The sequence below is a fragment of the Oceanobacillus polygoni genome, assembly GCF_008304605.1.
Lineage (GTDB): Bacteria > Bacillota > Bacilli > Bacillales > Amphibacillaceae > Oceanobacillus > Oceanobacillus polygoni.
Genome location: NZ_PIJY01000030.1, coordinates 1 through 13,636 on the forward strand (window position 1 = coordinate 1; position 13,636 = coordinate 13,636).

The following is a 13,636-nucleotide window of genomic DNA, read 5'->3' on the forward strand; positions in this document are numbered from 1 at the left end:
GAAAAATGGTTCCAATCATCAAAAACCGATGATTGGAACCATTTTTCAGTTCATTTGGCTAGTTATGTCCCAGCCCCTTTTTATCTCAAATCGATCTTTTTTAAAACAATTAATGCTTTTAGTATAAGCAACAAGTGGTTAGCAACATCCGGATCTCGCAAATCTTTATCTAGTAATTCTTCAATCTTTTGGATGCGATGTCTTAATCCACTCATGGATAACGATAAATCAATTGAAGTATTTTTTAAATTGCCACCATTCATTAAGAAAAAGTAAAGGGTTTCAAACAATTCATCACTTTTATTGTCTACCATATGGTATAATTCTTTTAGTTCTTGCTCGGCAATCGTATGTATGCCCTCAATATTATTGGAGTTTATTAATATCCCTACAATTCCCAAATCTTTAAAGTGAACAATTTGTTTCCTGATTGCTAACCTTAACGCAATAATTGCTTCCTCATATGTCTCTTTTGCTTTTTCTATCCCAGTTTGCGAATTACTTACACCTATTTTTAAACGATGATTTTTAAATTTATCCGTCATGTAATCATAAAATTCTTTAATTATTGGATTGATATGATTTGATTCTATTAATAGAATCACGAGTTTACCTTTTCGATGACCTGCCAATACTTGGATGTTTGCTTTACTGAAATATTTAAAAGTAGCTTCTAGTGCGTGCTCTTCATATAAAAATTCCTCTTCCAAGGTAGTATGCTCATCTTTATAATCAAGTACAATCAATCGGTATGGTTGTTTAAAATCTATTTCCACATACCTTCCTTTATTCAAGAGTTCAGCTGCCTCCATTTTTCCATCCAATATTTGATCTAAGAAGTTTCCTTTCATACGTTCAAATGATTCAAAGGCTACCTTTTCTTTTAATAGTATTAGAGCTGTAGCATTGGATAAATGATCCAAAAACAGATAAATTTCTTCGTGATTAGACTTTTTTACATCGTGAATGATAAACGAACAATATCCTAATACTTCTTGTTGCACCAGAACAGGGACTACTACTCGTTGATATGCATTCATGTGGAACGTTTTTTCACGGAAAGATTGAGGGTATTCATTTTGCTTTTTTAAGTAATGGATTTGATCTACCGTGTCACTTTTGATGAACTTTAATTCTTCATCACTCAAACCAGCAGAGGATAGTTTTTCAAAGTTCAACCCTTCGATAATAACAGGTAGACCAATCGTCGTAAAGGCTATATTTGCTAATGTTTGCAAGCCTTGTCCATTTACTACTTCTTTGGTTAACTGTTTTTGAAAATCGGATAGTTTGGTAACAATTTGCTTTTGGTCCACAAGATTGTCATAAGTAGCCTCTAATTCTTTTACAATTGGTGTCTTATTAAGGATTTCTACGTCATGTTCTACGTCTTCCTCCCATTCTTCTTGTGGCTTTATGACCCACTTACATTGTTCATCACCAGCACCGATACAAGTCAGTTCCTTAGCAAGTAAAGGCTTATCAAAAACTGTAGACATAAATCCACTAGCGTAACCAGATAAGGTGTGACAAATAGGCTTATCCGATTCTCCTATAAAACGGAGGTGTTGTTCTACTTCGTAAGAGCCAATCCATTCACCTCTTCCAAACAGAGTAGAAAACTCACCATCTTGGTTATAGGTGATGTCACATGTATGATCAATTCCTGTAATTTGCCCACTTTTGATGTGAAGTAACGGTCCTTCTATCACTAATTCTTCCAATGTTTTATCACTATTCTCTGATTTTTTCCCTCCAGCAACGCCCATCTCCCAACCATATTGAAATAGAAATCCGCCAATACGTTCAATCCCTATATGAGCAGCCAATTGTTTTCGTAAAATACCTAGAGATGTGGCAGGCGACGTAATGGTTCGTTTTTCATTTTTTTGTTCATTTGTAATGCTTTTGTCGTGAACAGTAACTTCCATAGTTCTTCCCCCTATACTCTCAATTTGCAGCAAAAGGCTACTAAATTTTCTTTCCGCTATCTTCACACAATATTTGCGCAACTCAAAAAAGTCAAAGCAACTTAAGTCGCCTTGACTTAATATAAAGCTATACGGAGAGCTTTTGTTTTGCTAAGTCCTGTGCGACTCCAATAATCCAATCCTCTTGCCCGCCTACAGCACCCATTTCTGCTACCTTGGTCAAAATATCACGCGGATCAACGCCATATTCTTTTCCAGCCCGTTCTGCAAACAATAAGAAACTTGAATAAACGCCTGTATAGCCCAGTGTTAGGCTTAAACGGTCAATTTGTACTGGACGTTCCATCATCGGTTTCATCACATTTTCCGCAGCATCCATTGCTTTGTATAAATCAACTCCATGTGGGATCCCCATTCGATTCATGACAGCAACAAGCTGCTCTGTTGCTGTATTCCCAGCACCTGCTCCCATACCAGCGAGGCTCGTATCCACTCGATCTGCTCCTTCTTCTAGAGCAACAATGGAGTTTGCTACTCCAAGCGATAAATTATTGTGACCGTGGAAGCCGACAGCTGTATTTAAATGTTCTTTAAATAGTGCAATTCTGTTGCGTGTGTCATCCATTGTTAATGCGCCAGCAGAGTCGACAACGTAGATGGTTCCCGCTCCATAAGACTCCATTTTCTTTGCTTCTTCAAGCAGGTTTTCAGGTGTCGTACGGGAAGACATCATTAAAAATCCAACGGTATCCATCCCTAAATCAACAGCTTTTTTAATATGCTGTTCAGACACATCTGCTTCTGTACAATGCGTCGCAACACGTACTACTTGTGCTCCCCAATCATGTGCGCGTTGTAAATGTTCAATCGTACCAATTCCTGGTAGTAGAAGCACACCTACTTTTGCATTTTTTGCATGTGCTACCGTAGTTTTAATAATATCTTTTTCTGTCTCCCTCGAAAATCCATATTGAATCGAGCTTCCACCTAAACCGTCACCATGCGTGGCCTCGATAATATCTACACCTGAATCGTCAATTAACTTAGTTAGTTCGGCAATTTGATCGGTTGAATACTGATGTCGGATGGCATGCATCCCATCTCGTAAGGTCACGTCGTTAAAAATCACTTTCGCTCTTCTCATTTAACTGTTTCTCCCTTCAATAAACTTTCTGCGATAACTTCTCCCGTCTTTACAGCTGCAGAAGTGATGATATCCAAGTTTCCTGCATATTTTGGCAAGAAGTCTCCATTTCCTTCTACCTCTACAGATACAGTAACAATATTTCCCTTCACTACGGGATCCGCTTTAAAACGGTATCCTTTGACATATCCCTGTACAGTCTCTAGCATCGAATTCAAGGATTTGATAATTTCCGCTTTATATGACTCAGCATTTTCCGCTGTTTGCACATAAATTGTATTTCGCATCAAAATTGAAGGATCGGCTGGATTAAGTGTGATAATCGCTTTAGATTCCTTCGCTCCACCAACTTCCTTCAGTGCATTTGCAGTCGTTACGGTAAATTCGTCAATATTTTGCCGTGTTCCAGGGCCGGCACTTTTACTTGCTATCGATGCAACAATTTCCGCGTAGTCTATCTCGATTACATCCGAGATTGCTCTTACCATCGGTATCGTTGCTTGACCACCACATGTAACCATATTTACATTATCTAAGTATGGTATTTCCTCTTCTTTCAGGTTAACGGAAGGTACTAGAAAAGGACCAACTGCAGCCGGTGTTAAATCGATTGCTTTTTTGCCCATTGCTTTTAAAATCGGAGCATTGTGTGCATGTGCTTTTGCAGAAGTTGCTTCGAAGACAATTTCTGCAAGATCAGGATTTTCTCTCAATCCATCAATCCCAGTTGCAATTGCCTTTACCCCATTATCTCGTGCTTTTTCCAGTCCTTTAGATTCCGGATCTATTCCGATTAAAGCTGTAACCTCTAGTTTTTCACTTCTCAATAATTTGAACATGAGATCCGTTCCAATGTTTCCTGAGCCAATAATCGCACATTTAACCTTCTTCTGTGACATTGTTTTCTCCCCTTTGATTTCGTATTATTTGTTCACAACAATATTGACAAGCTTCTTCTAAGTGTGCTTTTAGTAAAATCTGGGCTTGCTTCATTTCTCCATCAGCTAGAGCTTCTACAATACGAGCATGGTGTGCAATAATCTCTTTTTGGTTTGCAATGGTTGCTTCGCTTGTGATATCAATTAATGTTCTAAACAATTCCCGCAACGCTAACCATAGCTGTACGAGTGTATTATTCTTTGACATCTTCACTAATAGTCCATGAAAAGCTAGGTCAATTTCAATATCTCGTTCTTCTTTTTCATGAGCCTCCTTCATTTGGTCAATATATAAGAAAAGGACTTTCTCATTTTTAGTAAACTCATCCCTAGATAATTGTGTTAAGGCATGGTTTTCTAGAAGAATTCGACTATCATACAAATTCTGAATATCCTTTACACCGAAACCCTTTACTACGGTACGACCATTGGAATATTTTTCAACGAGGTTCTCTGCTTCTAATCTAGCAATCGCTTCTCTTATTGGGCCTCTGCTTACGTTAAGCTCCTCCGCTAATTTTACTTCTACTAAATAATCCCCTACTGCATAATTTCCAAGAATTATTTCCTTTCTTAAATGTTCAAGCACATGATTAAATATATTCTTCTTCATTCCTCTTTTGACACCTACTAATTAAAAATTCTGAACTGTTAACAATTCTTATTAGTTAATAGTATAGATAGCGTTTTCATAAATGTCAATGGATTCTTTCATATTATTTGAATTATATATTAATAAGGATATGCACGTTCGTATACCATTGGAAAATAACATTATGATGATACTAGCCAATAGTAAAAGTAGAAATCCCGCTTCGATGGGATTTCTACTTGGCCTTGTAAAAAGTACTATTTCTTTCCAACTAATGAACTAACTGAAGGTGTACCATATTTAAAATAAGAGTCAGGTAACGGTGCCCCATAAAAAATAATTGCCTTTTCCGTCTCCTCTTCTGACCATGTTACTGGTTTCCAGTCTGGGTCGAAAATAAGATAGCCGGAATCTCCAAACAACTCAATTCTGTTTCCACCAGGTTCCATTACATACATACACATTGCCTGAGAAACTCCATGCTTTAAAGGACCTGCTTCAATTGGAATATCATTCTCAGTCAAAAGTTCCGATAAATCGTGCAAATGCTGTGGAAATCCGTACCAAAATGCTACGTGATGTAATCTTCCTAATCCTTTTTCAGCGGTGCCTTGGTCTGCCATAAAGGCTAACTCATGGACAAGTGGGCTGACACTTTGCCATGCCCCGATCTCGGAACCATCTTTTCTAACAACATGTTCTCTTAAACGAAAGCCAAGTTCATCTGCCATAAAGTTCTTATTTACCGTTACATCACTTGATAACAAATTAACATGATCAATACGGCGTACTGGTATTCCTTTGTTCGGTCTTTTTTGCGGTCGGTTATTCAACACTGTTTTTTCACTGTCAGGAGCCTGATAGTAGTCTAAATCAAAAAGGATTTCCATTTGATGATTGTCTGGGGTTACAAATTGAAAGGCTTCACCGTGACCCAGATCTCCTTCAATCCAGTTCTTTCCATAACCAGATTTTTGAAGGTCTAGCACCCTGCGTTCTAAGGCAGCTTTGGAACTTGCTCTCCAGCTAACATGGCCTAAACCAGGCTCGTTTCTTTCGGTTACCTTCAATGAGTGATGATAAAAGTCTTCATAAGAGCGAAGATAGACAGACTGGCCCTCTCGTGCAGTTTCTGTCATTCCTAGTAAATCTTTAAAAAACCATAACGTTTCGTCTGGTCTAGGTGTAAAAATTTCCACATGGGCTAGTTGGGCAACATCAAACCTTTTCAATTCTTTTTCCATCCTAAATCTCCCCTTTTTGACAGCGCATACAATTATTGAAATAACAGTACTTGCGCTTTTTTATTAATTATAAATGAATATCAATATGAAGAAACTAGACAGTTCCTTTATAAGGAACAAATTCCTAATTTTCTGCTAAAATTATTAATAATCATGGGTATTTAATGGATTTCCAGACAATGGATCTAACTTCTAAGCTCAGAAACACTGACCCCACCAATGCTCCAGTGGGTTTTTGGTACCTCCGTAACAATAACTCGGATATTTTCCCTTGGAGCATCTAAGGTTTCATGAACTGTTTCTGTAACGTTTTTCATTAACAGGTCCATTTTCTCTTGAGGTCTCCCTTCTAACACTTGTATATTGATAAGTGGCAACTCATTCTCCCCCTTTTCTTTGATTATTCAGTAACAAGAAACGATACATCGCCTAATCCACCATACTTTACGTGGACATAGTCACCAGGAGTTAAATGGACAGCTGAAGTGACTCCTCCTGTTAAAATAGGTTGACCTGCTTTTACTTTTTCTTCTTTTTCACTCAGCATATTGGCAAGTCTTGCAACGGAATTAGCAGGATGACCAAGTACAGCAGCACCCGCGCCAAGTGCCTTCATTTCTCCGTTAATGGATAATGTAACACCAACAACATCAAGCTCTAATGTTTCTGGCCGCTTAAGAACCGTACCAAATATAGCCCCTGCTGCAGACGTATTATCAGCAATGACATCTGGCAATGTAAAATTAAAATTTTCATAGCGACTATCGATTATTTCTAATGCTGGAAAAACATATTCTGTCGCTCTTAATACATCTAGTGCAGTCACTCCTGGCCCTTCTAAATCTTCTTTTAATATAAATCCGATTTCAGGCTCTACTTTTGGATGAATATAATCAGAAACAGATATAGTTCCGCCATCTTCAACGATCATATCGTCAAAAACATACCCATAGATAGGGTTATCGACATTCATTTGTTTCATCTTTGCTTCACTTGTAATTCCCATTTTGGGACCTACTATTTTCTTACCTTCTTCTAATTTTTGTTGGACTAGCTCTTCTTGTACTAAATACGCTTCTTCGATTGAGAGCTCAGGATATAGCTCCGCTGTAATTTTCACAATTTCCCTTTTTTCCTTTTCTGCATGGTGCACATAGTTAGCAAGCTGTTTAATTCGTTCCTTATCCATTTTATTCCTCCTTATTACGTCCTACATCATTAAATACTGTCGATTGATAGAGGACAAGCTTCATTTTAGGAAATTTGACTCTGTAACTCTTTATTCCGTAAACGAAATCCTTACTTCTCCAAGTTCAGCAAACTTTGCGCTAAAAACGTCTCCCGGTTCTGCTTCTATTGCAGCAGATAAAGCACCAGATAAAATGACTTCTCCAGCTTTTAAAGAAATATCATAGGTTGCTAGTTTATTCGCTAGCCAAGCAACACATTGCGCTGGATCCCCCAGTGCAGCAGCTCCAACACCGGTATTTTGCAATTCATTATTTTTATAAAGCGCCATCCCAATTTGCTTTATGTCTATATCTGCTAGCTTTTTAGGTCTCCCGCCAAGGACATACAACCCAGAAGAAGCATTATCTGCAACCGTATCTTCTAATGTAATCTTCCAATCTTTAATACGACTATCAACAATTTCAAGTGCAGGAACAACGAAATCCGTTGCTTGCAATACGTCAAATGTTGTAACATTTGGTCCGACCAAATCATCCTTTAAGATAAAGCCAATTTCCCCTTCAACTTTTGGTTGCAGCACATCTTTAAAGGAAATGGTTCCACCATTTTCTACTTCCATTTTATCCAACAAATGGCCATAATCAGGTTCTCCGACGCCTAACATGTCCTGCATTGCCTTGGAAGTTAAGCCAATTTTCTTTCCTGTTATCTTTTGGCCAGTTTTCATGCTCACTTCAATCGACTGTAACTGTACATAATAGGCTTCATCAATTGTAAGCTCAGGATCCAGCGCGGTAACCGGCTGAACCCCTTCTCCTATTTTCCATGCATTCGTTAAATGCTCGGCATGACGTTCAATTTTAGATAGAGACTTCGTTTCCATACCTGTCCTCCTAAAGCTTAACCGTAATATTAGTTAATTCTGAATAAAAATCAAAGCTGTGTGCGCCACCTTCACGGCCAATACCACTATGTTTCATACCTCCAAATGGTGTACGTAGGTCACGCAAGAACCACGTATTAATCCAAACCATACCAGCTTCAATTTGCCCACCTACACGATGTGCACGTTTAATATCACTCGTCCACAAACTAGCACTTAACCCATAGTGTGTACCATTAACTTGTTCAAGCACTTCTTCCTCTGTATCGAATGGAATAACAGTAACAACGGGACCAAAGATTTCTTCCCTAACACACCTGGAATCTTTTCCTAAACCAGTAATAATCGTTGGATCTACGAAGAATCCTTTTTCGAAGCCTTCTGAAGCAGTACCGCCCGTTAAGAAAGTCGCTCCTTCTTCCTTTGCAATGTCCAAATAACGGAGCACTTTTTTATAATGTTCCTCACTTACCAAGGCACCAATATTGGTAGTCTCCTCAAATGGATTTCCAACTTTTAATTCTTTTGTTCTTGCTACAAACCGCTCTAAAAACGCATCATAAATTGCGCGTTCTACATAAATTCTAGAACCACATAGACAAACTTCGCCTTGGTTGATGAAGCTGGATTTAATTGTCGTTTCAATCGTGTCATCTAAATCTGTATCAGCAAAAATTATATTTGGATTCTTCCCGCCAAGTTCAAAGGATAGTTTCTTTAAAGTTGGCGCTGCAGATTTCATGATTTCGCTTCCTGTTACGGTTTCACCAGTAAAAGCAATTGCATCCACATCGGGATGGGAAGTAAGTGCTGCACCGGTTTCTCCAAATCCGTGAACCATGTTTACGACGCCATCTGGTACGCCTGCATCACTGCAAATTTGAGCCAATACCGTTGCAGTCATTGGTGTAACTTCTGATGGTTTCATTACTACCGTATTACCCGCTGCAAGCGCCGGAGCTAATTTCCATGTCATTAACAGTAATGGTAGATTCCAAGGATTAATTAATCCTACTACGCCAACTGGACGTCTAACAGCATAATGAACAGCAATATCATCTTGTTGGTATGTCTCATTGCCAACCGAGGTCATAAAGTCCGCAAAGAAATGAAAGTTATATGCGGCGCGATCAATGTCAACACTGTTGGATAACCATAACGGTTTACCAGTGTCTAAGGATTCCAGTGTTGCCAACTCTTCTTTTCTTTCTAAAATTAAATCACCAATTTTACGAATTATTGCTGATCGTTTTCTTAATGGGAGGTTTGCCCATTCTCCCTTTAATGCTTTTCTGGCAGCACTTACTGCTTGATCAACCTCTTCTTTACTACCTGCTGCCACAACTCCCAGCTTTTCCTCTGTTGCCGGATTAATATTCTCAAACGTTTTACCATTCTTAGATGGAGCATACTTACCATTAATGTAATGAGAACAATCAATTGACTTTATTTCTGTTTTTGCTTCCGTAGTTTGCGTTTGCATTAAAAAGTCCTCCTTCTGTATTTATCATTACCAAACAATACACCCTTGATTTTTAGACTTACTATGCTATTTCTTAATACGCTTTCATTATAAGAGTCTAAATAAAATAAGAAAAGCTAACATTTCCTCTATATGGAACAATTTGATAGAATTAATGAATAATTTTAAATTATTATTATGTAAACGTTGACAAAGTGATGTCAATAGTGATTTATTTTAATAAGAGTAGCAAAGTAGGTTGTTCTTTTAAACAGAACAATATTTAAATGGGGGTTAGTCTATGAATAAAAAGAAAAATGAACCGCAACGGCTTTCATCTGTAACAAATGCTTTACGTATTCTTAAAAGCTTTACAACATTCGAACCTTCCAAACGGGTAACTGAATTATCGGAGTCATTAGGTTTAGCTAAAAGTACAGTCAGTCGATTGCTATCTACGCTTGCAAGCGAAGGTTTTGTTATTAAAAATAAAAATACGAACGAGTATCAATTAGGTTTATCCGTTCTTACTCTAGGTGGAATTGTTACAAACAATTTAGAAGTTCATAAAGAGGCTGCACCCGTTCTTAACAAACTAGTGAATGATACTGGTGAAACTGCTCATCTAGCGATTATGGATGAGCTTGATACAATTTATATCCATAAAGAAGAGTGCAATCATCCAGTACGAATTTTAACCCATCTCGGGAGGAAAAATCCGGCCTACTGTACAAGCTCCGGTAAAGTACTACTTGCTTTTGGTGACAAACAAAACGTAGAAAAAGTTATCGAAAACGGATTAGTGGCACATATGAAAAATAGTATAACTAATCCGGATAAACTACACCAAGAGCTTGAATTAATAAGACAGCAAGGATATGCAATCAGTACAGAAGAATTAACGGAAGGAACTAGGTCTGTTGCTGCACCAATTAAGGATCATACTGGTAAGGTAGTTAGCGCAATTACGATTGTTGGACCGATTCAACGTATGAAAGACAATAAAATTCCTGTTCTATCCAAGGCAGTAATGGAGGCCGGAAAAGATGCCTCGGAACGATTGGGTTATGATGAACGCTACTTTAAGCGATTTGTAAATATATAATGGACAATAACTTAATAAATAAAGATTTCTATCTATTTAAACATGATGCGATGATTCTCCAATAATTGTACTGTGCGCATTTAAATCTGTTTTAAAAACAAATTATCTTGGACAGACACGAATCCCTCCTCTAAGACATAAAGATGTTATATAGGCAAAAGCCCATCTTGAAGCAGAGTATTCACTTAGGAGGTGATTGCGTTTGTCCGGGATTTTATCTGTGCTTGCTCTTCTAATTAAGGAAGCCCTCTTTTTTGTTTCTTATGTAAAAAATCATGCATTCCCGCAACCATTACCCTCTGATGAAGAAGCGAAATACATCGAGGAGATGCAAAACGGAAGTGAAACAGCAAGAAACAAACTGATCGAACATAATTTAAGACTTGTTGCTCACATTGTAAAAAAGTTTGAAAATACTGGGGAAGACATGGAGGATTTAATTTCAATTGGAACAATAGGACTTATTAAAGGAGTTGAGAGCTTCTCAACAGACAAAGGCACGAAATTGGCTACGTACGCCGCTCGCTGTATAGAAAATGAAATACTGATGCATCTAAGAGCTTTAAAAAAGGTGAAAAAAGACGTTTCTTTACACGATCCGATTGGTCAGGATAAAGAGGGAAATGAAATTAGTTTAATTGATATTCTTGAGGCAGAAAACGATAATGTGATTGAATACATCCAATTGAATATGGAAATCGCCAAAATGCAGAAATATTTTTCGGTTCTCGATAAACGGGAACGGGAAGTAATTATTTATCGTTATGGATTAAATGATTATAACGAAATGACACAACGAGAAATTGCTAAAAAGCTAAATATTTCACGAAGCTATGTATCACGTATTGAAAAAAGAGCGCTTATGAAAGTGTTTCATGAGTATTACAGAAAAGAACGAAATCTTTAATTGCACTACGTAAAGGAGATATCGATTAAATCACAAAGCCCAGCGACATTATGTTATCAATGTCGCTGGGCTTTTGGTGTTACTATAATCTTACGTTTATATTTCCTTAACGACAGCGATAATTAGTTGTGCTGCATGTTTTGCAGCTGTTTCAAGGAATTGGTCAAATGATATTGAGGATTTCTTCCCTGCAATATCGGATAGTGCACGAATGATTACAAATGGCTTGTTATACTGATGGCAAACCTGTGCAACAGCTGCTGCTTCCATTTCTGAGGCAAGCATCGTTGGAAATTTTTCACGAACGAATGCAACTCGTTCAGGGTCCTCCATAAACGAATCACCTGTTGCAATTATTCCCTGTTCACAATTAATATCGATATTTTTTACTGCAGCAACTGCTTTTTCAATCAATGTTTGATCGGCTTCGTACATTGGAGGTAATCCTGGTACCTGTCCATAACTATAATTAAAGGCAGTTACATCAACATCGTGATGAACAACCTCAGTCGAAATGACAATGTCTCCTACTTCCAAGTTATCAGCGAAACCACCAGCAGATCCTGTATTAATTACATGCGTTGGTGCGAAACGTTCATGCATGATGGTTGTAGCCATTGCTGCATTCACTTTCCCGATCCCTGACTTTAACAGAACAACAGATTTATCCTGTAGTTTTCCTTGAACAAATAAACAATTTGCTACCTTTTGTTCTTGTTTTTCTGTCATTTGATCCAATAATAGCGCAACTTCTTCATCCATTGCACCAATAATTCCGATTGTCATACTACATCCTCCATCAATCTGCTTCTATTTTTTATCATTTTCAATTAGAATTTCTACCTTCGTAGGCTGCCATCCTTCATTATCTACCCACGATAAGAAAACCCGATATACTTCCGTTTCTGCTGTGTCAGATACAGTAGCAACTGCTTTTTGGTCGCCACCATTTCCAATCCACCATTCAACCATATTATCTTCGCTTAAACCAGTGGCTTGTGTAATCGCTCTTCTCATTTCAATTCGATCCTGCGATCCACCTTCAAAGGATGTTGTATGTGGACCTTCTTGTTCTGTTCCAACAGGTGACCAATCTCCAGTGTAAGCTTCTGCAACATTACCATCAGACGGTTCAGCTTCCTCTGTTTCGATTTCCTCATCAGCATCATTTTCTTCATTCTCTTCATCGTTAGCTTCCTCATCTGAAGCTAAATCATTGTCGCTTTCATCCTGTTCAGGATTATCATTTTCAGCTTCCTCCTCATTCTCTTCCGTAATTAGAAAATCCGAGGATTCATTTTCATTATTTCCTGTTTGCTCTTCTGTTCCATCATTGCCTCCACCAAATAACCACATACCTAGCAATAAGATGATGAGAAGTGCGCCAGCGATAAGGAAAATGGAAATTAACTTTGTATTTTTTCTGCGTTTTTCAAATTTGTTTAAACGTGAATGCTTGTCTGATTCGCTCATTTCATTTCCCCCTTCCTAAAAATGCATGTTCAAAAATAGAATAACATAAAATTAAGAGTTAAAGCGGGCATTCCTTTCCTCTATTAATGGGAAGCCCATTGTGTCATTTTAATAGTTTTTTGAACATCATCTATCTTTATTATAGTATCATAACACAGATAATATGCTGATTCATCTATCCATGTAATCACTATTTGCGTCTGCGATTCTTATGCTGGTAATAACGCCTTTGGTATCTATTTCTTTTGTACTTCGGACCGATAAAAATACCTACTAAAATGATTCCAATAACGATTGGTATACCGAAAGCTATTCCTGTAGCAGCACTTGCACTATCAATTATACCAGTATCGAGTAATAAGTCGCTTGTGAATTCTATAGCAGCTAATATAGCTTTTAGCATTGCGTCTATTACATTTCCAATGTATTCGCCAATCTGGTTCACCATGTACCACTCCTAGTAAAATGGTTTTCATTTATATATGGATTCGCTTTAACGCACCGTTTTATGTTGGTAGTTTCATTTTCTATTCCTAAAAATAGTACCTACCTCTCGATGTAAAAGGTAGGTAATTACTTATTATCCACAAATTTCCAAGTTCCTCCGTTTCTTCGTCGAATAATTCAATAACTGGTTTTTTTCATCTTTAGCCAAATCATCGTCTGCTTCAATTAGCTTTTTCACTTTTTAAGTGTTGAAATTGGAAGCTTTTTGTTACCAAGATTTTTTGCTAGTTTACTTGCCTCTTCTATATTATCTAGTTCA

At 37.6% G+C, this 13,636-nt stretch carries 14 protein-coding genes; 2 read left to right on the forward strand and 12 right to left on the reverse strand.

Annotation, left to right across the window (positions count from 1 at the left end):
* Window positions 1–80: 80 nt before the first annotated feature.
* The 9 genes from F1560_RS14750 to F1560_RS14790 form a co-directional block, all read right to left on the reverse strand.
* A complete protein-coding gene (locus F1560_RS14750) occupies window positions 81–1,931 on the reverse strand; it encodes a helix-turn-helix domain-containing protein (RefSeq protein WP_149475417.1) in 1,851 nt (616 codons plus the stop codon).
* Window positions 1,932–2,058: 127 nt separating this feature from the next.
* Window positions 2,059–3,075, reverse strand: coding sequence for a 4-hydroxy-2-oxovalerate aldolase (gene dmpG, locus F1560_RS14755; protein ID WP_149475418.1), 1,017 nt, complete (start codon window positions 3,073–3,075; stop codon window positions 2,059–2,061).
* Window positions 3,072–3,974, reverse strand: a complete 903-nt coding sequence (locus F1560_RS14760; protein ID WP_149475419.1) for an acetaldehyde dehydrogenase (acetylating) — start codon at window positions 3,972–3,974, stop codon at window positions 3,072–3,074. The genes dmpG and F1560_RS14760 overlap by 4 nt, the downstream gene beginning before the upstream one ends.
* The gene (locus F1560_RS14765; protein ID WP_149475420.1) at window positions 3,955–4,626 is read right to left on the reverse strand and encodes a GntR family transcriptional regulator; all 672 of its coding nucleotides are present in this window, start codon (window positions 4,624–4,626) and stop codon (window positions 3,955–3,957) included. The genes F1560_RS14760 and F1560_RS14765 overlap by 20 nt, the downstream gene beginning before the upstream one ends.
* A gap of 236 nt (window positions 4,627–4,862) precedes the next feature.
* Window positions 4,863–5,849, reverse strand: coding sequence for a catechol 2,3-dioxygenase (locus tag F1560_RS14770; protein WP_149475421.1), 987 nt, complete (start codon window positions 5,847–5,849; stop codon window positions 4,863–4,865).
* A 185-nt stretch (window positions 5,850–6,034) separates the two neighbouring features.
* The gene (locus tag F1560_RS14775; protein WP_149475422.1) at window positions 6,035–6,226 is read right to left on the reverse strand and encodes a 4-oxalocrotonate tautomerase; all 192 of its coding nucleotides are present in this window, start codon (window positions 6,224–6,226) and stop codon (window positions 6,035–6,037) included.
* Between the two features lie 23 nt (window positions 6,227–6,249).
* Window positions 6,250–7,038 carry a 2-keto-4-pentenoate hydratase gene (locus F1560_RS14780; protein WP_149475423.1) on the reverse strand — a complete coding sequence of 263 codons (789 nt, stop codon included), beginning with the start codon at window positions 7,036–7,038 and terminating at the stop codon, window positions 6,250–6,252.
* Window positions 7,039–7,128: 90 nt separating this feature from the next.
* The gene (locus F1560_RS14785; RefSeq protein WP_149475424.1) at window positions 7,129–7,923 is read right to left on the reverse strand and encodes a 2-keto-4-pentenoate hydratase; all 795 of its coding nucleotides are present in this window, start codon (window positions 7,921–7,923) and stop codon (window positions 7,129–7,131) included.
* A gap of 10 nt (window positions 7,924–7,933) precedes the next feature.
* A complete protein-coding gene (locus F1560_RS14790) occupies window positions 7,934–9,406 on the reverse strand; it encodes an aldehyde dehydrogenase (RefSeq protein WP_149475425.1) in 1,473 nt (490 codons plus the stop codon).
* Window positions 9,407–9,686: 280 nt separating this feature from the next.
* Here F1560_RS14790 and F1560_RS14795 point away from each other — a divergent pair, with 280 nt between their 5' ends.
* Together F1560_RS14795 and sigK are read left to right on the forward strand one after the other, a co-directional pair.
* Entirely contained in the window at window positions 9,687–10,490 is an 804-nt protein-coding gene (locus F1560_RS14795) for an IclR family transcriptional regulator (protein ID WP_149475426.1), read from the forward strand.
* A 202-nt stretch (window positions 10,491–10,692) separates the two neighbouring features.
* The gene (gene sigK / locus F1560_RS14800; protein WP_149475427.1) at window positions 10,693–11,397 is read left to right on the forward strand and encodes an RNA polymerase sporulation sigma factor SigK; all 705 of its coding nucleotides are present in this window, start codon (window positions 10,693–10,695) and stop codon (window positions 11,395–11,397) included.
* 96 nt (window positions 11,398–11,493) lie between these two features.
* On the opposite strand, the gene mtnN is transcribed toward sigK, so the two are convergent.
* The 3 genes from mtnN to F1560_RS14815 all read right to left on the reverse strand — a co-directional run bounded on the left by mtnN (window position 11,494) and on the right by F1560_RS14815 (window position 13,315).
* Window positions 11,494–12,183 (reverse strand): 5'-methylthioadenosine/S-adenosylhomocysteine nucleosidase, encoded by a 690-nt coding sequence (gene mtnN, locus F1560_RS14805; RefSeq protein ID WP_149475428.1) that lies wholly within the window; start codon window positions 12,181–12,183, stop codon window positions 11,494–11,496.
* Window positions 12,184–12,207: 24 nt separating this feature from the next.
* The gene (locus F1560_RS14810; RefSeq protein WP_149475429.1) at window positions 12,208–12,870 is read right to left on the reverse strand and encodes a YrrS family protein; all 663 of its coding nucleotides are present in this window, start codon (window positions 12,868–12,870) and stop codon (window positions 12,208–12,210) included.
* A 190-nt stretch (window positions 12,871–13,060) separates the two neighbouring features.
* Window positions 13,061–13,315 (reverse strand): hypothetical protein, encoded by a 255-nt coding sequence (locus tag F1560_RS14815; protein ID WP_149475430.1) that lies wholly within the window; start codon window positions 13,313–13,315, stop codon window positions 13,061–13,063.
* Between the last annotated feature and the right edge of the window lie 321 nt (window positions 13,316–13,636).

Excerpts from the sequence above, each read along its gene's own strand:
- F1560_RS14750 (WP_149475417.1), bottom strand. The coding sequence starts at position 1,931 with ATGGAAGTTACTGTTCACGACAAAAGCATTACAAATGAACAAAAAAAT.
- dmpG (WP_149475418.1), bottom strand. The coding sequence starts at position 3,075 with ATGAGAAGAGCGAAAGTGATTTTTAACGACGTGACCTTACGAGATGGG.
- F1560_RS14760 (WP_149475419.1), bottom strand. The coding sequence starts at position 3,974 with ATGTCACAGAAGAAGGTTAAATGTGCGATTATTGGCTCAGGAAACATT.
- F1560_RS14765 (WP_149475420.1), bottom strand. The coding sequence starts at position 4,626 with ATGAAGAAGAATATATTTAATCATGTGCTTGAACATTTAAGAAAGGAA.
- F1560_RS14770 (WP_149475421.1), bottom strand. The coding sequence starts at position 5,849 with ATGGAAAAAGAATTGAAAAGGTTTGATGTTGCCCAACTAGCCCATGTG.
- F1560_RS14780 (WP_149475423.1), bottom strand. The coding sequence starts at position 7,038 with ATGGATAAGGAACGAATTAAACAGCTTGCTAACTATGTGCACCATGCA.
- F1560_RS14785 (WP_149475424.1), bottom strand. The coding sequence starts at position 7,923 with ATGGAAACGAAGTCTCTATCTAAAATTGAACGTCATGCCGAGCATTTA.
- F1560_RS14790 (WP_149475425.1), bottom strand. The coding sequence starts at position 9,406 with ATGCAAACGCAAACTACGGAAGCAAAAACAGAAATAAAGTCAATTGAT.
- F1560_RS14795 (WP_149475426.1), top strand. The coding sequence starts at position 9,687 with ATGAATAAAAAGAAAAATGAACCGCAACGGCTTTCATCTGTAACAAAT.
- mtnN (WP_149475428.1), bottom strand. The coding sequence starts at position 12,183 with ATGACAATCGGAATTATTGGTGCAATGGATGAAGAAGTTGCGCTATTA.
- F1560_RS14810 (WP_149475429.1), bottom strand. The coding sequence starts at position 12,870 with ATGAGCGAATCAGACAAGCATTCACGTTTAAACAAATTTGAAAAACGC.